The following is an 18369-nucleotide window of genomic DNA, read 5'->3' on the forward strand; positions in this document are numbered from 1 at the left end:
CGGCGCAGTAGCCGAGCAGCCACTCTAGGTGCGCTCCTTCTCGACCAACTCGTAGGTCTCGATGACGTCGCCTTCCTTGATGTCGGAGTAGGTCAGCGTCAGACCGCATTCGTAACCCTCGCGGACCTCGGTGACGTCGTCCTTCTCGCGGCGCAGCGACGACACGGTGAGGTTCTCGGCCACCACGACGTTGTCGCGCAGTAGCCGGGCCTTGGCGTTGCGTCGCATGATCCCCGACTGCACGAGGCAGCCGGCGATGTTGCCGACCTTCGACGACCGGAAGATCGCGCGGATCTCGGCGCGGCCGAGTTCGCGCTCCTCGTAGATCGGCTTGAGCATGCCCTTGAGCGCCGCTTCGATCTCGTCGATCGCCTGGTAGATGATCGAGTAGTAGCGGATCTCGACACCCTCGCGGTTGGCCAGCTCGGTGGCCTTGCCTTCGGCGCGGACGTTGAAGCCGATGATGATCGCGTCCGAGGCCGACGCCAGGTTGACGTTGGTCTCGGTGACACCACCGACGCCGCGGTCGATGACCCGCAGCTCCACTTCGTCGTCGACCTGGATACCCAGCAGGGCCTCCTCGAGCGCCTCGACCGTACCGGCGTTGTCGCCCTTGAGGATCAGGTTCAGCTGGCTGGTTTCCTTCAGCGCCGAATCCAGATCCTCGAGGCTGATCCGCTTGCGGCTGCGCGCGGCCAGGGCGTTGCGCTTGCGGGCGCTGCGTCGGTCGGCGATCTGACGCGCGATGCGGTCCTCGTCGACGACGAGCAGGTTGTCCCCGGCACCGGGCACCGACGTGAAGCCGATGACCTGCACGGGCCGCGACGGCAACGCCTCCTCGACATCCTCGCCGTGCTCGTCGACCATGCGGCGGACGCGACCGTAGGCGTCGCCCGACACGATGGAGTCGCCGACCCGCAGCGTGCCGCGCTGCACCAGCACCGTGGCCACCGGCCCGCGGCCGCGGTCCAAGTGCGCCTCGATCGCCACACCCTGGGCCTCCATGTCCGGGTTGGCCCGCAGGTCCAGGGCCGCATCGGCGGTCAGCACGACCGCTTCCAGCAGCGCCTCGATGTTGGTGCCCTGTTTGGCGGAGATGTCGACGAACATCGTGTCGCCGCCGTAGTCCTCGGGAATCAGCCCATATTCGGTGAGCTGGCCGCGGATCTTGGCCGGATCGGCGCCTTCCTTGTCGATCTTGTTGACCGCCACCACGATCGGCACCTCGGCCGCCTGCGCGTGGTTGATGGCCTCGACCGTCTGCGGCATCACGCCGTCGTCGGCGGCGACCACCAGGATCGCGATGTCGGTGGCCTTCGCGCCGCGGGCACGCATGGCGGTGAACGCCTCGTGACCCGGGGTGTCGATGAACGTGATCGGGCGGACGTTGCCGTCGAGGTCGACCTCGACCTGGTAGGCGCCGATGTGCTGGGTGATGCCGCCGGCCTCGCCCTCGCGGACGTTGGCCTGACGGATGGTGTCCAGCAATCGGGTCTTGCCGTGGTCGACGTGACCCATGACGGTGACGACCGGCGGACGCTGTTCGAGGTCCTCCTCGCCGCCTTCGTCCTCGCCGTAGGTGAGGTCGAACGACTCGAGCAGTTCGCGGTCCTCGTCCTCGGGGGAGACGACCTGAACCTTGTAGTTCATCTCGCTGCCGAGCAGTTCGAGGGTGTCGTCGCCGACGGACTGCGTCGCGGTGACCATCTCGCCGAGGTTGAACAGTGCCTGCACGAGCGTGGCCGGGTTGGCGTCGATCTTCTCGGCGAAGTCGCTCAGCGAGGCGCCGCGGGCCAGCCGGATGGTCTCACCGTTGCCGTGCGGCAGCCGGACGCCACCGACGACCGGCGCCTGCATGTTCTCGTATTCGGCGCGTTTCGCCCTCTTCGACTTCCGTCCGCGCTTGGGCGCGCCGCCGGGACGACCGAACGCACCGGCCGCACCGCCGCGCTGGCCGGGGCGGCCACCACCACCGGGACGGCCCCGGAAACCTCCGCCGGCGGGTGCGCCGCCCCCACCGCCGCGGTAGTTACCGCCACCGCCACCACCGCCGGGACCACCGGGACGACCACCACCGCCACCCGGTCCGCGGCCACCGGGGCCGGGACGGGGACCACCGGGGCGACCCATCGCACCGGGCCGCGCGCCTGGCGGGCGCGGCGGCATGTTGCCGGGCGTCGCACCGCCTGGGCGTGGGGCACCGGGGCGCGGACCACCGGGTCCGGGCCGGGGGCCTTGGGGACGAGGCATCGGCCGGTCGACCGGCTGTTGAGAGGAGAACGGATTGTTGCCAACGCGGGGAACGCGTGGCGCCGGTTTCGGCGCGCCCGGCGTGGGACCCGGCCGGGGGCCGGGTGTCGGCCCCGGGCGGGTGGGCGGCGCAGCAGGCGTGGCCGGCGGAGCGGCGGCCGCCGCGGGAGGCGCGACAGACGGAGTCTCCGCGGCCGGAGCCGCAGGCTTGGGGGCGGGCGCCTTAGCGGGCTCCGTCGGAGCGGCGCTCTTGGCGGGCGCAGCGGTCGACGAGGCGGCCGCCGAACCATTGCCCTCGGATTTGGCTTTCTCGGCGGGCTTCTTGCCGCCGCCGAAGGATTCACGCAACCGGCGCGCGACCGGGGCCTCCACGGTGGAGGACGCGGACTTGACGAATTCGCCCTGTTCGCTCAGACGAGCGAGAACTTCCTTACTGGTGACACCGAGTTCCTTGGCCAACTCGTGTACACGGGCCTTACCTGCCACTACATCTCCATCTCTAGAGGCGTCAGCGGTGGTAGGCGCCGCGCCTCGGGTTAGCTATGACGCATGGTCATCGGGACTTCACGGTGTGCTCATGTTCTTCGCTACCTGTTCTGTTGCCGAGGGCTCGGGCGGGTCTGCACTGCTGCGAGTGCCGACATACTCGATCACCGCGGATAGGTCCGGTGAACCGGTGATGCGCAACGCTCGACCGAACGCTCGCCGACGAATCGCTGCCTCGAGGCACTGTGGAGTGGGATGCAGCCACGCACCCCGCCCCGGCAGCTTTCTCGCCGGGTCAACGGTGACGGTGCTGAGAGAATTCCCAGCCCCATCGACGTTGCCGACAGCGACCACCCGAAGCAGTTCGACGGCCAGCTCTCGTTTTCGGCAACCAACGCAGGTCCGCACCGGTCCGACAGAATCGTCGGGGCTGCGTCGTTGCGCCGAAGCCGAAGTCTCGCGCTGGATCACAGGTGAGTCTACCGTCACGTCCGCTGGTATTTGAAATGGCTGCGCTGCCCGGCGTGGACGCGTGGGCCGGCCGGCGCTTACCGGTCCCCCACGGCACCGCGTGCGGCGTCCTGGTCGGGCTCGCCGGCGCCCGCAGGAGGCGCGTCGCTGCGGATGTCGATGCGCCACCCGGTGAGCCGGGCCGCCAGCCGGGCGTTCTGCCCCTCCTTGCCGATGGCCAGCGACAGCTGGAAGTCCGGTACGACGACGCGGGCCGCGCGGGCGGCCTCGTCGATGACCGTCACCGAGACGACCTTGGCCGGTGAGAGCGCGTTGGCGACGAACTTGGCCGGGTCGGGGTCATAGTCGATGATGTCGATCTTCTCGCCCGACAGTTCACTCATCACGTTGCGCACCCGCTGACCCATCGGCCCGATGCAGGCGCCCTTGGCGTTAAGTCCCGGCACCCGCGAGGCCACCGCGATCTTTGAGCGGTGACCGGCCTCCCTGGCGACCGCCACGATCTCGACCGAGCCCTCGGCGATCTCGGGCACCTCCAGCGAGAACAGCTTGCGCACCAGGTTCGGGTGCGTGCGCGACAGCGTGATCAGCGGTTCGCGCGCACCGCGGCTGACGCCCACGACGTAGCAGCGCAACCGGTCGCCGTGTTCGTAGCGCTCGCCGGGCACCTGCTCGGCGGCGGGTATGACGCCTTCGGAACCCTTGGTCTCACTGCCCATCCGGACGACGACGAGGCCGCGGGCGTTGGCCCGCGCATCGCGCTGGATCACCCCGCCGACGATGTCGCCCTCGCGGGCGGAGAACTCGCCGTACGTCTTCTCGTTCTCGGCGTCGCGGAACCGCTGAAGCATCACCTGGCGCGCCGTCGTCGCCGCCACGCGGCCGAATCCCTCTGGGGTGTCCTCCCATTCGGTGATCGTGTTGCCGTCCTCGTCGACCTCGGCCGCGATGACCTTGACCTCGCCGGTCTTGCGGTCGATCTCGATGCGCGCCTCGGCGGCATGGCCCTCGGTGTGTCGATACGCGGTCAGCAGTGCGGATTTGATGGTTTCGACGAGTTCGCCCACCGGAATTCCGCGGTCGACCTCGATGGCGTGTAGCGCGGCCATGTCGATATTCACGCCGACGCCTCCTTCCCAGATTGGCCGACCAGCTCCAGCTCTCGCGGATTGGGGGGCGAGAATTCAACTTGCACAACAGCTTTCGAGATGCCGTCGAGCGGCAATTCCCGGACGGAGAAGGTCGCCTGACGGCCGGTCCGTACCACCAAACGCACCACGCCGTCGCGGGTTTCGCCGAGCCTGCCGGTGAGCTGCGAGCCGTCGGACAGCGTCAGCTCGACCTTGCGGCCGCGCGCACGGCGGTAGTGCTTCTCGGCGGTCAGCGGCCGGTCCACACCCGGTGAGGTGACCTCGAGAACGTAGGGGGCGGATCGCGCGTCGACCTCGTCGAGCAGCGCAGAAGCAGTACGGGACAGTTGGGCGATCGAAGCGAGGTCGAGGCCGTCGTCCCCGTCGGCCACCACCGTGATGCGCGGCGGACGCGCGGCCGGGTCGACGATCACGTCCTCGATTTCGAAACCCGCACGCGCGAACTCGCCGTCGAGTAGCTCGATCACCTCGTTCTGCGACGGCAATCCCGCAGAATGCTCCGTCACGGCGAGCTCCTCGTCTTGAGTTGTCCGGACTCGATCCTTCGGCGACACACCTTGGAACCGACACTCCACGATACGCCAGCGTCGCCGCGGTAAACGCCAAACGAACACCGATGCGAACGAAGCGCAATGGCAAGATGTTGTCCGTGCCGAGCCCCCCGCCGACCGTCAGCAGGAGACGCGTGCTGGCCTCGGCGGCGGCATTGGCGCTGCTGGGCGCGACCGCGGCGGCCTGCGGCACACCGCCCCCGCCGCCCGAGGTCGACGAACTCGCTGCTCAACTCGACCGGGCCCGCGCCGACAGTCAGCTGGCCACTGATGCGGCGGCCAATGAGCGCGGACCCGTCGTGGAGGCGTTGACGGCGGTGGCCGCCGAACGCGCCGCCCATGCCCAGGCGCTGTCCGACGAGTTGGTGCGGCTGCGTGGCGAGCAGGCACCCACGTCCACTCCGACCAGCACGACCGCGGAGCCGGCCAAGCCGCGCACCGCCAAGGACGCCGCCAACGCGTTGCGGGTCTCGTCGTCGAGCGCCGCCGAGCTCGCGGCCAAGCTCTCCGGCTACCGCGCCGGACTGCTCGCCTCGATCGCCGCGGCGTGCACGGCCGCGTACACGGTCGCCCTCGCCGAACCGGAGAAGCCGCGATGACATCGACGGAACCCACCCCGACGCGGCCGTCGGAGCCCGCGGACGGCGCGCTCTACGACGCGATCGCCACCGAACACGCGACCATCTACGGCTACGGCATCGTGTCTGCGCGCTCGGCGCCCGAGGACAACTGGCTGGTGTCGAAGGCCATGGCCGAGCACCGCGAACGCCGCGAGGCCGGGCTGCAGATGCTGGAGGACCGGTCGGTCGTCGGCCCGCTGCCCGCCGCGGGTTACCAGCTGCCGATGGAGGTCAAGACGCCCGCCGACGCCGCCAAACTCGCGGTGCGGATGGAAGAGGACGCGGCCGTCGCGTGGCGCGCGGTCGTCGAGCAGGCCGGCACCGAACAGGAGCGAGCCTTCGGCGTCGAGGCGCTGACGCAGTGTGCGGTGATGGCGTCGCGGTGGAGTCAACTGCTCGGCACGACGCCGGTCACGGTCGCCTTCCCCGGCGGAAACGAGTAAACGCCCCAGCCCCGAGTGTGGGCTCGCGTCACGGTCAGATCGCCGTTGGCGTGCGGGTAACCCACGTTCGGCCTACGGCGAAGTGAGCGCCGCCGCGATCTCCGCCGCCGCACCGGCGTCCTGGCCGCTCACCGAGATCTCGCGCGTTTCGCCGGTGAACCGGTTGCGCAGCTCGACCACCCCGTCGGCCCAGCCGCGGCCGACCACGACGAGCCATGGCACACCGAGCAGTTCGGCGTCCTTGAACTTCACCCCTGGCGAGGCGGTGCGGTCGTCGAGCAGCACGTCGATCCCGCGTCGATCCAGCTCGCTCGCCAGTTCCTCGGCCCCGTCGCGCGCGGCGGCGTCCTTGTTCGCGATGACGAGGTGGACGTCGAACGGCGACACTTCGGCCGGCCAGCGCAGGCCGAGCTCGTCGTGGTGTTGTTCGGCGATGACGGCGACCAGTCGCGACACCCCGATGCCATAGGAGCCCATGGTCAACCGGACCGGCTTGCCGTTCTCGTCGAGCACGTCGACGTCGAATGCGTCGGTGTACTTACGGCCCAGCTGGAAGATGTGGCCGATCTCGATACCGCGCGCGCTCACCAGCGGTCCCGCCCCGTCCGGCGAGGGGTCGCCGTCGCGCACCTCGGCGGCCTCGATCGTACCGTCGGCGACGAAGTCGCGGCCCGCCACCAGGCCCACGACGTGCTTACCGGGTTCGTCGGCGCCGGTGATCCACGACGTGCCGTCGACCACACGGGGATCGACCAGATAGCGAATCCCGTTGGCCAGCAGGGCTTTCGGTCCGATATACCCCTTGGCGAGGAACGGATACCTGGCGAAGTCGGCGTCGTCGAGCAGCGCGTACTCGGCCGGTTCGAGCGCAGCACCCAGGCGTTTGTCGTCGACCTCGCGGTCGCCGGGCACCCCGATGGCCAGCAGCTCCCACTCGCCGCCGGGCACGCGCGTCTTGAGCATCACGTTCTTCAGGGTGTCGGCGGCGGTGACGGTGCGATCGAGCGCCGCGTTGGCCCAGTCGACCAGCGTCGCGATCGTCGGGGTGTCGGGGGTGTCGTGCACCTTGGCCTCGGGCTGGCCGTCGACGGGCAGCGGGGCCGGGGCGGCCGTGGTCACCGCTTCGACGTTGGCGGCATAACCGGACTCCAGGCACCGCACGAACGTGTCCTCGCCGATCTCGCTTTCGGCCAGGAACTCCTCGGATGCGCTGCCGCCCATCGCCCCGGAAACGGCCGAGACGATGACGTAGCGCACGCCCAGCCGGTCGAAGATGCGCCGGTAGGCGTCGCGGTGGGCCAGGTACTGAGCGCGCAGCCCGTCGTCGTCGACGTCGAACGAGTACGAGTCCTTCATGACGAACTCGCGACCGCGCAGGATTCCCGCCCGCGGGCGTGCCTCGTCGCGGTACTTGGTCTGGATCTGGAACAGCAGCAGCGGAAAGTCCTTGTAGCTGCTGTACTCCCCCTTCACCGTCATGGTGAAGAACTCTTCGTGGGTCGGGCCGAGCATGTAGTCGTTGCGCCTGCGGTCCTGCAGCCGGAACACGCTGTCGCCGTATTCGGTCCAGCGGTTCGTCGTCTCGTAGGGCGCCTTCGGCAGGAGCGCCGGGAAGAGGATCTCCTGGCCGCCGATCGCGGTCATCTCGTCGCGGACGACCCGTTCGATGTTGCGCAGCACCCGCAGCCCCAGCGGCAGCCAGCTGTAGAGCCCGGGCCCGACCGGTCGGATGTAGCCGGCGCGGATCAGCAGTTTGTGGCTGGGCACTTCGGCGTCGGCTGGGTCGTCGCGCAGAGTGCGCAGGAACAGCTCCGACATGCGGGTGATCACAGCCGACAACCTTACTGACTGTGTTGATCCCCCGATCGCTACGCTCACCCCGCCGGAACCCGAGCTACAGCTCGCCGGCCTCCACGGCCTCCTTGGTGTGCTGCGCGGAGGCGATCTGGCGCGAGGAGAAACCGATGAAGAATGCGGCGATACCGACCATCACCGCGACACCGGCGACCCACAGCAGCGAGTACGTATAGCCGTAGCCGAGCGCGTCGAGCTGGGCAGGCGTCATGTCCTTGACCGGTCCGGTGGTACCGCCCAGGTACAGGGTGCGCGACGTCTGCACCGCCTGGATGACGACGAGCACCACTGGGCCGCCGAGGTTCTGCACCATCAACGTGATCGACGACACCGGGCCGATCTCGCCGGGGCCCACTCCCGCGATCGCGCACAGCGGCAGGATCACCGCGATGGCTCCGATGCCGAAGCCGCCGATCACGATGGGCGCGAACAGGTCCGGGAAGTAGGGGATGCTGCGGTCCAGCGTCGACCCGTACAGCATCGCGCCGAGGACGAAGATGCCGCCGCCGAGGATCAGCCAGCGCGGGGCGACATGCGGCGCGAGCCGGGCGGCCACGGCGGTGCCCACCCCGAAGGCGAGCGCGAACGGGATGAAGCAGATGCCCGCCTCCAGGGCCGAGTAGCCCAGGACGTCCTGCACCAGCAGACCGATCATCACCGTCAGCGTCAGCAGCACGCCGCCGGCCAGGAACAGCGCGATGAACGTCATGACCCGGTTGCGGTTGTCGAACACCGAGAACGGCACGATCGGGTGCTGGGCCGTGCGTTCGACGAGCAGGAAGCTGATGAAGAAGACCGCCGACGCGACCGCGGCGCCGATGACCAGCGGGTCGATCCAGCCGCGCGGCGGGCCCTGGGTGAAGACGAGCACCGCCGACGAGCAGCCCAGCGTGGCCAGCAGCGCACCGGTGACGTCGAGTTTGAGTCGCTCGTGGTGTGTTTCGGCGAGCTTGAGGACCGCGATGGTGATGATCGCGATGCCGATCGGCACGTTGATCAGAAACGCCAGCCGCCAGGAGATCACCGTCAACGCGCCGCCGAGCACCAGGCCCAGCACCGAGCCGATGCCCTGCATGGCCGCCGATATGGCCAACGCCCGGTTGCGCGCCTGGCCGACCGCGTACGTCGTCGCGATCAGGGCCAGTCCGGTGGGCGCTGCCACCGCTGCCCCGGTGCCCTGTACCGCGCGCGCGACGATCAGCGTGGCGGGGTCGGTGGCCAGGCCGCAGACCAGCGAGGCGATGGTGAACACCCCGACGCCGGACAGGAATGCGCGCTTGTGGCCGATCGCGTCGCCGACGCGCCCGCCGAGCAGCAGCAGCCCGCCGAACGCCAGGACGTAGGCGGTGATCACCCAGCTCTTGCTGGCGTCGGTGAGGCCGAGGTCGGCCTGCATCCTGGGCAGCGCGACGATCACGATCGTGCCGTCGAGGGTCGACATCAGCTGCATGCCGGTGATCGCGATGATCGCCGGGCCCAGAACGGACTTCGCGAGCGGCAACGCCGCCGGCGGCACGGGTCGGTCTGTCGACTCGGAGGAACCACCGACGGCAGACATGGTCAGCCACCCTACCGAGTGCGATTTCGGTGTATTCGGTCGCGCCGGGCGCGACGGACTACACCGAAGCTAAAGCTCTCCGGAGTTGGATGTCGAGCTAAAGCTCTCCGGCGTCGATCGCGTCCTTGACTTCCTGCGCATGCGCAACCTGCGACGCGCTGTAGCCGATGAACAGCGAGGCGAGCCCGACCATCACGGCGACCGCGGCAACCCACAGCAGGCCGTAGGTGTAGCCCTGGTCGAGGGCGTGCAGCTGTGCGGCGCTCATATCGTTGACGGGTCCGGTGGTGCCGCCCAGATACAGCGTGCGCGACGTGATCACGGCCTGGATGATGGCCAGCACGACGGGCCCGCCGAGGTTCTGCAGCATCAGCGCGATGGCCGACACCGGGCCGATCTGGTCGAAGCCGACGCCGGCGATCGCCGACAGCATCAGCGGCACGACGATCATTCCGATGCCCAGCCCGCCGACCGTGATCGGCAGCACCAGGTTCGGGAAGTACGGGATGTTCGCGTCGAGCGTCGAGCCGTAGATCATGGCACCCAGCACCAGCACGCCGCCCGCGATGACCAGCAGTCGCGGCGGGAACATCTGCACCAGCTGCGACGAGAGCCCGAGCCCGATCCCGAGCGCGATCACGAACGGAATGAACCCGATGCCTGCGCGCAGCGGGCTGTAGCCCATGATGTCCTGCACGTACAGGCCGATCAGCACGGTCAGCGTGAACATCACGCCGCCGGCCAGGAACACCGCGGCGAAGGTCGCGACCCGGTTGCGGTCCTTGAACAGGTCGAACGGCAGGACCGGGTTGGCCGCGGTGCGCTCGACGTAGAGGAACGCCAGGAAAGCGGCGCACGCAGTGAGACCGGAACCCAGCGTGATCGGCGACAGCCAGCCCTGTTCGGGACCCATCGAGAACCCGAACACCGCTGCGGTACAGGCGAGCGTGGCCAGGAGGGCGCCCGCGGCGTCCAGCTTGAGCCGCTCGCGGTTCGTCTCCCGCAGCGTCTTGCGGGCCAGGTGGATCATCACCAGGCCGATCGGCACGTTGATCAGGAACGCCCAGCGCCATGACACCTCGGTCAGCGCACCACCGACGATCAGGCCCATGACCGAGCCGATACCGGTCATCGCGGCGAAGATCGCGGTGGCAGCGTTGCGGGCCGGGCCCTTCGGGAAGGTCGTCGCGATCAACGCCAGCGCGGTCGGTGAGGCGATCGCAGCGCCGACGCCCTGCAGCAGTCGGGCGACGACCAGAGTCGCCTCGTTCCACGCGAGACCACACAGGATCGAAGCGATGGTGAACAGCGCCACGCCGACGATGAAGGTGCGCTTGCGGCCGATCGTGTCGCCGAGTCGCCCGCCCAGCAGCATCAACCCGCCGAACGTCAGCACGTAGGCGGTGATCACCCAGCTACGGCCGGCGTCGGAGAGGCTCAGCTCGTCCTGGATCTTAGGAAGCGCGACGATCGCGATCGTGCTGTCCATGGTCGCGAGCAGCTGCATCCCGCCGATCGCGATGACCGCAGCGATGAACCTCGGCGATGGCAGCCACGCCGAGGACCTGCCGGTTTGCCCGCGCGCAGACCCGATAGCGGTCTTCGGGGAGTGCGGTGGGAATGCTCGATTTGCCCCACCCTCGGCGTCACGGCGCATGGCAGCACGCTCTGCGTCATTGAGAGCCGTCATACGGGTTACCTTACAGTAATCTTAAGATCCCTTTAACCGGCGAAGGCGGCCACGGGCCCGATAACGATGATTGCAGGAGGCCGAATTCCGTCCTCCCGGATGCGTTCTGCGACATCGGCGAGCGTCGCGCGCAAAGTCCGCTGTGCGGCGGTGGTGCCGTGCTGAACCACCAGTACTGGCGTATCCGCAGGTCGTCCGCCTTCCAGCAGAGCCTCGGCGAACAGTTCGATGCGTTCGACCGCCATCAGCAACACGATGGTGCCCGAGAGCGCGGCCAAGGCATTCCAATTCACTAACGATTCGGGATGCCCGGGCGCGACATGCCCACTGACCACCACGAATTCGTGCGTGACGTGCCGGTGGGTGACGGGCACACCCGCGAGCGCGGGAACCCCTATGGCACTGGTCACACCGGGTACGACGGTGACCGGGATACCGGCCTCGGCGCACGCCAGCACCTCTTCATATCCGCGGGCGAACACGAACGGGTCGCCGCCCTTGAGCCGCACGACGAACTTGCCCGCTTTCGCGCGGTCGATCAGCAGGCCGTTGATCGCGTCCTGTGCCATGGCCCGGCCGTAGGGAATCTTCGACGCGTCGATGACCTCGACATGCGGCGGCATCTCGGCCAGCAGTTCCTGCGGTGCGAGCCGATCGGCGACGACGACGTCGGCGTGCGCCAACAGCCGGCGCCCGCGAACGGTGATCAACTCGGGGTCGCCCGGCCCCCCGCCCACGAGCGCCACGCCGCCGCGTACGACGTCGGCGGTCGCCGAGCTGTCCGGTGCGATGAGCCCGCGCTGCATGGCCTCGTGGATCGCCGACCTGATCGCCGCCGACCGGCGGTGCTCACCGCCGGCGAGCACACCGACCGACAGCCCCTCGTACTCAAACGATGCCGGTGTGACGGCCGTGCCCTCGACGGCCACGTCCGCGCGCACACAGAAGATGTGGCGATCCTCGGCCTCGGCGACGACGGCGGCGTTGACGGCCGGGTCGTCGGTGGCCGCGATCGCGTACCAGGCGCCCTCGAGGTCGCCCGGCTCGAACTCGCGCAGCTGCAGCGTGATTCCACTCATCGCTTCGACCACGGGCGTGGCCTCGGGCGCGATCACGACCACGTCGGCGCCGTTGGCCACCAGAAGCGGCAAGCGGCGCTGCGCCACACTGCCGCCGCCGACGACGACGACTTTCCTGCCGGTCAGGCGCAGGCCGACCAGATAGGCGTCCTCGGTCACTGATCTGGATCCTGTTCGCGCGAGCTCATCGGCGCGAGCTTAGAGGCTGCGGCCACCGCCACGAAGCGGCTGATCGCCCGCGGGTGCGCGGCGGGGTGGGTGTGCAGGTAGCCCGCATGCACGGCCCCGTCCACCACACCGTCCCTCCTGCGACCGCCGGCGTGGCCGGTTAAGATCCACGCGGGGGCGTAGTCGTCTTTGAAAGTGACTGCGGTGCGGTGAAATTCGTGTCCCATCATCCGGTCACCGATCGAGTGCAACGGCGAGTCGGTCACCACGACGGCTTCGCGGTAGCCGAGTGTGAGGCGTTCGGTGAACGTCGCCGAGCCGGAGATCACCCCACACATCGGGTGACCGTCGAGGTCGTCGACGAGATATGTCAGGCCCGCGCATTCGGCGTGCACGGGGGCCCCCGACGCCGCCAGTTGTCTGATCTGCGTGCGTGCGACGTCGTTGGCCGAGAGTTCGGCGACGAACTCCTCCGGGAAACCGCCGGGGACGACGAGGGCGTCGGTGCCCGACGGCAGCGTGTCGGTCAGCGGGTCGAACTCGACGACTTCGGCGCCCGCGGCGGTGAGCACTTCGCGGTGTTCGGCGTAGCCGAAGCTGAACGCCCTGCCCGACGCCAGCGCCACTGTGGCGGTTCCGCCGACGGGGGTCACCTCCTCGGCGTCCCAGGGGTCGTCCATGACTCGGCTGTCGGCCAGCGCGGCGATCCCGACCAGGTCGACGTGGCGGCCGACGAGCGCGGTCATCGCCTCCACCGCCTCGCGCGCCCTGTCCCCGTGTTCGACCGCGGTGACCAGCCCCAGATGTCGTGAGGGGACAGATATTTCGTCGCATCGGGGAATCGCACCCAAGACCGGGATGCCGGCGTGTTCACAGGCTTGGCGCAGCACCTCCTCGTGACGCAGCGAGCCGACGCGGTTGAGGATCACCCCGGCGACGCGAACCGAGGAGTCGAACGTCGAAAAGCCGTGCAGCAGCGCGGCGATGCTGTGACTCTGTCCGCGGGAATCGACGACGATGACGACCGGCGCGCCCAACAGAGCGGCGACATGTGCGGTGGATCCGAACGCATTGCCGCGCGACTCCTCGGTGATGCGGCCGTCGAACAGGCCCATCACGCCTTCGATGACCGCGATGTCGGCTCGGGCGCTGCCGTGCCGGTACAGCGGGCCGATCAGCTGCTCCCCCGTCAGGACGGGATCGAGGTTGCGGCCGGGCCGGAGCGAGGCCAGCGCGTGATAGCCGGGGTCGATGTAGTCGGGGCCGACCTTGAACGGCGCTACCGCCCGCCCCGCCCGCCGCAGCGCCCCCATCAAACCCGTTGCCACGGTGGTCTTTCCGCTACCCGACGCGGGTGCGGCGATGACAACCGCAGGCGTCGCCCTGCTCACCCCACCTCCCGCCTGGGCCCACCCACCAGTGGCGAGCGACCGTGTTTGCACGCCGACACACCGCGAATGGTGTCATTTCGCGGTCGCTCGCGCCGATCGAGCGTCACCACTCGATGCCCTTCTGGCCCTTGCGCCCGACGTCCATCGGGTGCTTGACCTTGGTCATCTCGGTGACCAGATCCGCGGCATCGAGCAACTGCTGCGGGGCGTCGCGACCGGTGATGACGACGTGCTGCATTCCGGGTCGCGACCGGATCGTCTCGACGACCTCGTCCACGTCGATCCAGCCCCACTTCAGTGGATAGGTGAACTCGTCGAGCACATAGAAGTCGTGCCGTTCGTCGGCGAGCCGCCGCGCGATCTCGGCCCAGCCGTCGGCCGCCGCCGCGGCGTGGTCGACCTCGTCGCCGCGTTTGCGCGACCAGGACCACCCCGAGCCCATCTTGTGCCACTGCACCGGTCCCCCGACGCCGTGCTCGTCGTGCAACTTGCCGAGTTCGCGGAAGGCCGCTTCCTCGCCGACCTTCCACTTGGCGCTCTTGACGAACTGGAACACCGCAATGTCAAAGCCTTGATTCCACGCGCGCAACGCCATGCCGAACGCCGCGGTGGACTTGCCCTTGCCCGCGCCCGTGTGCACCGCGAACAGCGGCGCATTGCGGCGTGCCCGGGTGGTCAACCCGTCATCGGGAACCGTCAGCGGCTGGCCCTGAGGCATCCGAAACTTCCTTTCAGGCGGCGGTGCGGACGACGTCGGTGAGGCTGTCCGCCCGCAGCTGGGCCAGCCGCACCGCCGGGGCGCCCAGTTGTTCGGCGAGCTCTGCGGCCAGACCCAACCGCACATACGACGTTTCGCAGTCGACAACGACAGCGGCGGTGCCTTCGGCCACCAACCGCGCGGCCGCCGAGCGCGTGCGTCCCAACGGGTCGGCACCGCCGGTGGCGCGCCCGTCGGTCAGCACCACCACGAGGCTGCGCCGGGCGCGGTCGCGGGCCTTCTCCCTCACGACCAGGTCGCGCGCCGCCAACAAGCCTTCCGCCAGAGGCGTCTTACCGCCGGTGTCGAAGCGGGCCAGACGCCGGCTGGCGATATGCACCGACGACGTCGGGGGCAGCAGGACTCTCGCGTCGCTTTGGCGAAACGTGATCACGGCGACCTTGTCGCGGCGCTGGTAGGCGTCGCGCAACAGCGACAGCGCCGCACCCCCGACCGCGGACATCCGGTCGCGCGCAGCCATCGAACCCGACGCGTCGACCACGAAGATCACCAGGTTCCCCTCCCGGCCCTCCCGGATCGCGCGCCGCACATCGCCCGGTTGCGGCCGGGGCGCGCCGGGCCTGCGTTGGCTCTCCACGGCGGCCAGCAGGGTGCCGAACACATGCACACCGTGACCGGTCCGGCCGTCAGACGTGGCCGCGACCGTCTTGCCGGTGCGGTTACGCGCCCGCGACCGGCGGCCCGGCGCACCCTCCCCCACACCGGGCACCACCAGCGAGCGAGTGCGAAACACCGCCGAGGGCGCGGCGCTGGGACGCGAAGCACTCTCCGAATTCCGTTGTGACGGTTGCCCATCACTGCCGTCACCCTCCGGCGACGACGACGCGCCACCGCCCGGCGGGTCGGGATCTGGTTCGGGGTTGTCGTCGGTGGCCTCGTCAGCCTGCGCCATCGCGTCGTCGAGTTGGCCGGGATCCAGGCCCGGGTCGTCGAACGGGTCGCGTCGTCGGCGGTGCGGGAGCGCGAGTTCAGCGGCCACCCGGATGTCCTCCTCGGACACCACGTCGGCACCACGCCACGCGGCATGCGCGACAGCGGTCCTCGCGACGACCAGGTCGGCACGCATGCCGTCGACGTCGAACGCCGCGCACAGCGCCGCGATCCGACGTAATTCGCTGTCGGGCAACGAAACCGAGTCGACCGAAGCGCGGGCCGCCGCGACACGGCGGGCGAGTTCGTCGTCGTCTTCGGCGTAACGTTGGGCGAACCCGGCGGGATCGGCCTCATACGCCATGCGCTGTCGGATCACCTCGACGCGCACGTCGACGTCGCGCGACGCCCGTACGTCGACGGTGAGCCCGAACCGGTCGAGCAGCTGCGGACGCAGTTCGCCCTCTTCGGGATTCATCGTGCCTATCAGCACGAAGCGTGCCTCATGACTGTGCGACACCCCGTCGCGCTCGACGTGTACCCGGCCCATCGCCGCGGCGTCGAGCAGCACGTCGACCAGATGGTCGTGCAGCAGGTTCACCTCGTCGACGTAGAGCACACCGCCGTGCGCGCGGGCGAGCAGTCCCGGCGAGAACGCGTGCTCACCGTCACGCAATACCTTCTGCAAATCCAGCGAGCCGACCACCCGGTCCTCGGTGGCGCCTATCGGGAGTTCGACCAGCTGCCCAGTGGTGCCCGTTGTCCCGTCCGCCGCAGCGGCCGCTTCCAGCACCTTGGCCAACCCACGCACCGCCGTCGACTTCGCGGTGCCCTTCTCCCCGCGGATCAGCACCCCTCCGATGTCGGGGCGGATCGCGCACAGCAGCAGCGCCAACCGCAGACGGTCATGCCCGACGATCGCGCTGAAGGGATAGGTCACGGCTTCAGCATAGGGACGTGCGGAATGCCGTCCTGCATGAACTCCTCTCCGTCGCGGACGAAGCCGAGGCGGACATACATATCGGCCAGGTACGTCTGGGAGTCGATGCGGCAGGGATAGTCGCCCACCTCGGCCAGCGCGGCCTGCAGCAGCCGCGTGCTGTGCCCCTGCCCGCGCGCCTCGCGCTTGGTGCACACCCGGCCGATGCGGAAGCCCTTCTGTCCGCCGGGATGCTCCTCCATCAGACGCAGCGTCGAAATCACCTCACCGGTGGACGTTTCCAGCCAGAAGTGCCGCGTCTCGGCGAGAAGATCGCGGCCGTCGAGCTCTGGATACGGAATGGCCTGCTCCACGACGAAGACCTCGACCCGCAGCTTGAGCAGTTCGTAGAGCGTTGCGGCGTCGAGGTCTCGAGACCAACTGCGGCGCAGCGCAACCGTCATCCCGTAGCCACCGCCGAGGACTCGTCGAGACGCAGGACCCGCGTTCCGTGCGACCACACCTCGTCGAACAGCTCAGGCTCGGAGGACAACTCGTGTCCCAGCGACGGCACCATCTCCTTGATCTCGGACTCCCACGCCGGATAGCGCTTGGCGAAGCAGCGTTGCAGCACGTCGATCATCGCGGGCACCGCGGTCGAGGCTCCCGGGGAAGCGCCGAGCAGCCCGGCGATGGTGCCGTCGCCGGAGGTGAGCACGGTGGTGCCGAAGTCGAGCACACCCTTGCCGCTCTTACCGCAGATGACCTGGACCCGTTGCCCCGCCACGTTGAGCTCCCAGTCGGATTCCTTTGCGCTGGGCGCGAATTCGCGTAGCGCCTCGATTCGCTCGGCGTCCGACAGCATCAGCTGACCCACCAGGTACTTGAGCAGTCCGAACTGGGTGAGCGCGACGTTGACCATTGATGCGACGTTGTTGAGCGTGATGGATTCGGGCAGGTCCAAGACGTCGCCCTGTTTGAGGAATTTCGGTGACCAGCCGGCGAACGGCCCGAACAGCAACCAGGACCGGCCGTTGATCACGCGCGTGTCCAGGTGCGGAACCGACATCGGCGGCGCACCCACCGGTGGCTGGCCGTACACCTTGGCCTGATGCGCATCGGTCAGGCGCGAGACGTCGGTGCGCAGAAACTTGCCGCTGACCGGGAAGCCGCCGAAGTTCTTGGCCTCCTTCATGCCTGCCTTCTGCAACAGGTTCAACGCCCCGCCGCCCGCGCCGACGAACACGAAGCCGGCCTTGAGCTTGCTGGTGCGCCCGGTGCGCAGATTGACCAGTTTCAGGGTCCACGAACCGTCGGACTTTTGGTCCAGATCGCGCACCTCGTGCCCGAAGTATGTGGTCATACCGCGCTGGGCGACGTAGCCGAGCAGCTGGCGGGACAGGGCGCCGAAGTCGACGTCGGTGCCCTGCTCGGTCCAGTTGAGCGCGACCGGTTCGGAGAAGTCGCGCTTCTCGGCCATCAGCGGCAGCCGCCGGGTGAACTCGTCCTCGTCGTCGATGTACTCCATGCGCGCGAACAGCGGGTTGGTCACCAACGCGTCGTAGCGGCGCCGCAGATACTTCACGCTTTCGGCGCCGTGTACGAAACTCACATGCGGGATCGGGTTGAGGAAGCTGCGCGGATGGCTGATCAACCCGTTTTCCACCGCGTACGCCCAGAACTGGCGCGTCACCTGGAACTGCTCGTTGACGCGCACCGCCTTGGAGATGTCGATCGACCCGTCGGGCTTTTGCGGGGTGTAGTTCAGCTCGCACAGCGCCGAGTGGCCGGTACCGGCATTGTTCCACGCGTCGCTGCTCTCGGCGGCCGCCGCGTCGAGGCGCTCGATCAGTGTGATGTCCCAGTCCGGCTCCAGCTGTCGCAGCAGCGCGCCCAACGTTCCGCTCATGATGCCGGCCCCGATGAGCACGACGTCTGTCTTCCTCGGTTCGTCAGACACTCTCAGTTCCCCCGACTGGACTCGGTGTTCCGCGCGGCCAGAGAGATCCGGCCCCGGCCATGGTCGATCATCAGGTTAGCCCGCAAAGGGCGTTCTCAATCCCCGCGCGATCGCCGCGCGCAGAACCCCA

At 68.9% G+C, this 18369-nt stretch carries 15 protein-coding genes; 2 read left to right on the forward strand and 13 right to left on the reverse strand.

What is annotated here, in order from left to right:
- Positions 1–24: 24 nt before the first annotated feature.
- The 4 genes from infB to rimP all read right to left on the reverse strand — a co-directional run bounded on the left by infB (position 25) and on the right by rimP (position 4864).
- Positions 25–2736 carry a translation initiation factor IF-2 gene (infB, locus tag AU192_RS04180; RefSeq protein WP_082694901.1) on the reverse strand — a complete coding sequence of 904 codons (2712 nt, stop codon included), beginning with the start codon at positions 2734–2736 and terminating at the stop codon, positions 25–27.
- A gap of 78 nt (positions 2737–2814) precedes the next feature.
- Positions 2815–3375, reverse strand: a complete 561-nt coding sequence (locus AU192_RS26200) for a YlxR family protein (protein ID WP_341271742.1) — start codon at positions 3373–3375, stop codon at positions 2815–2817.
- Positions 3285–4328, reverse strand: a complete 1044-nt coding sequence (gene nusA, locus AU192_RS04185; RefSeq protein WP_064394526.1) for a transcription termination factor NusA — start codon at positions 4326–4328, stop codon at positions 3285–3287. The genes AU192_RS26200 and nusA overlap by 91 nt, the downstream gene beginning before the upstream one ends.
- A complete protein-coding gene (gene rimP, locus AU192_RS04190) occupies positions 4325–4864 on the reverse strand; it encodes a ribosome maturation factor RimP (protein WP_064394528.1) in 540 nt (179 codons plus the stop codon). Before rimP ends, nusA begins: the two co-directional genes overlap by 4 nt.
- Positions 4865–4998: 134 nt before the next feature.
- On the opposite strand from rimP, the gene AU192_RS04195 reads away from it, so the two are divergent.
- Positions 4999–5508, forward strand: coding sequence for a hypothetical protein (locus AU192_RS04195; RefSeq protein ID WP_064394594.1), 510 nt, complete (start codon positions 4999–5001; stop codon positions 5506–5508).
- A complete protein-coding gene (locus AU192_RS04200; RefSeq protein WP_064394530.1) occupies positions 5505–5972 on the forward strand; it encodes a ferritin-like domain-containing protein in 468 nt (155 codons plus the stop codon). The genes AU192_RS04195 and AU192_RS04200 overlap by 4 nt, the downstream gene beginning before the upstream one ends.
- A gap of 72 nt (positions 5973–6044) precedes the next feature.
- Here the strand turns inward: AU192_RS04200 and AU192_RS04205 are convergent, their stop codons facing one another.
- From AU192_RS04205 to mqo, 9 genes are all read right to left on the reverse strand, one after another.
- The gene (locus tag AU192_RS04205; RefSeq protein WP_064394532.1) at positions 6045–7802 is read right to left on the reverse strand and encodes a proline--tRNA ligase; all 1758 of its coding nucleotides are present in this window, start codon (positions 7800–7802) and stop codon (positions 6045–6047) included.
- Between the two features lie 64 nt (positions 7803–7866).
- Positions 7867–9384, reverse strand: coding sequence for an MFS transporter (locus AU192_RS04210; RefSeq protein WP_064394533.1), 1518 nt, complete (start codon positions 9382–9384; stop codon positions 7867–7869).
- A 97-nt stretch (positions 9385–9481) separates the two neighbouring features.
- On the reverse strand, positions 9482–11074 hold the full coding sequence (locus AU192_RS04215) for an MFS transporter (protein ID WP_064394535.1): 1593 nt from the start codon (positions 11072–11074) through the stop codon (positions 9482–9484).
- 32 nt (positions 11075–11106) lie between these two features.
- Positions 11107–12312: a uroporphyrinogen-III C-methyltransferase gene (gene cobA, locus AU192_RS04220; RefSeq protein ID WP_064394536.1), complete on the reverse strand. Its 1206-nt coding sequence runs from the start codon at positions 12310–12312 to the stop codon at positions 11107–11109.
- On the reverse strand, positions 12309–13712 hold the full coding sequence (locus tag AU192_RS04225; RefSeq protein WP_064394537.1) for a cobyrinic acid a,c-diamide synthase CobB: 1404 nt from the start codon (positions 13710–13712) through the stop codon (positions 12309–12311). Before AU192_RS04225 ends, cobA begins: the two co-directional genes overlap by 4 nt.
- 103 nt (positions 13713–13815) lie before the next feature.
- Positions 13816–14430, reverse strand: a complete 615-nt coding sequence (cobO, locus tag AU192_RS04230) for a cob(I)yrinic acid a,c-diamide adenosyltransferase (protein ID WP_064394538.1) — start codon at positions 14428–14430, stop codon at positions 13816–13818.
- Positions 14431–14443: 13 nt separating this feature from the next.
- On the reverse strand, positions 14444–16300 hold the full coding sequence (locus AU192_RS04235) for a magnesium chelatase subunit D family protein (protein WP_064394539.1): 1857 nt from the start codon (positions 16298–16300) through the stop codon (positions 14444–14446).
- Positions 16297–16743, reverse strand: a complete 447-nt coding sequence (locus AU192_RS04240; RefSeq protein WP_064394540.1) for a GNAT family N-acetyltransferase — start codon at positions 16741–16743, stop codon at positions 16297–16299. The genes AU192_RS04235 and AU192_RS04240 overlap by 4 nt, the downstream gene beginning before the upstream one ends.
- Positions 16740–18239, reverse strand: a complete 1500-nt coding sequence (mqo, locus tag AU192_RS04245; protein WP_064394541.1) for a malate dehydrogenase (quinone) — start codon at positions 18237–18239, stop codon at positions 16740–16742. The genes AU192_RS04240 and mqo overlap by 4 nt, the downstream gene beginning before the upstream one ends.
- Positions 18240–18369 lie beyond the last annotated feature (130 nt).

It is taken from the genome of Mycobacterium lehmannii (assembly GCF_001499925.1).
Classification (GTDB): Bacteria; Actinomycetota; Actinomycetes; order Mycobacteriales; family Mycobacteriaceae; genus Mycobacterium; species Mycobacterium lehmannii.

Bases quoted from the DNA above. Each gene is read 5' to 3' on its own strand.
- cobO (WP_064394538.1), bottom strand. From the start codon at position 14,430: ATGCCTCAGGGCCAGCCGCTGACGGTTCCCGATGACGGGTTGACCACC.
- AU192_RS04210 (WP_064394533.1), bottom strand. From the start codon at position 9,384: ATGTCTGCCGTCGGTGGTTCCTCCGAGTCGACAGACCGACCCGTGCCG.
- AU192_RS04215 (WP_064394535.1), bottom strand. From the start codon at position 11,074: ATGACGGCTCTCAATGACGCAGAGCGTGCTGCCATGCGCCGTGACGCC.
- AU192_RS04240 (WP_064394540.1), bottom strand. From the start codon at position 16,743: ATGACGGTTGCGCTGCGCCGCAGTTGGTCTCGAGACCTCGACGCCGCA.
- AU192_RS04200 (WP_064394530.1), top strand. From the start codon at position 5,505: ATGACATCGACGGAACCCACCCCGACGCGGCCGTCGGAGCCCGCGGAC.
- AU192_RS04195 (WP_064394594.1), top strand. From the start codon at position 4,999: ATGTTGTCCGTGCCGAGCCCCCCGCCGACCGTCAGCAGGAGACGCGTG.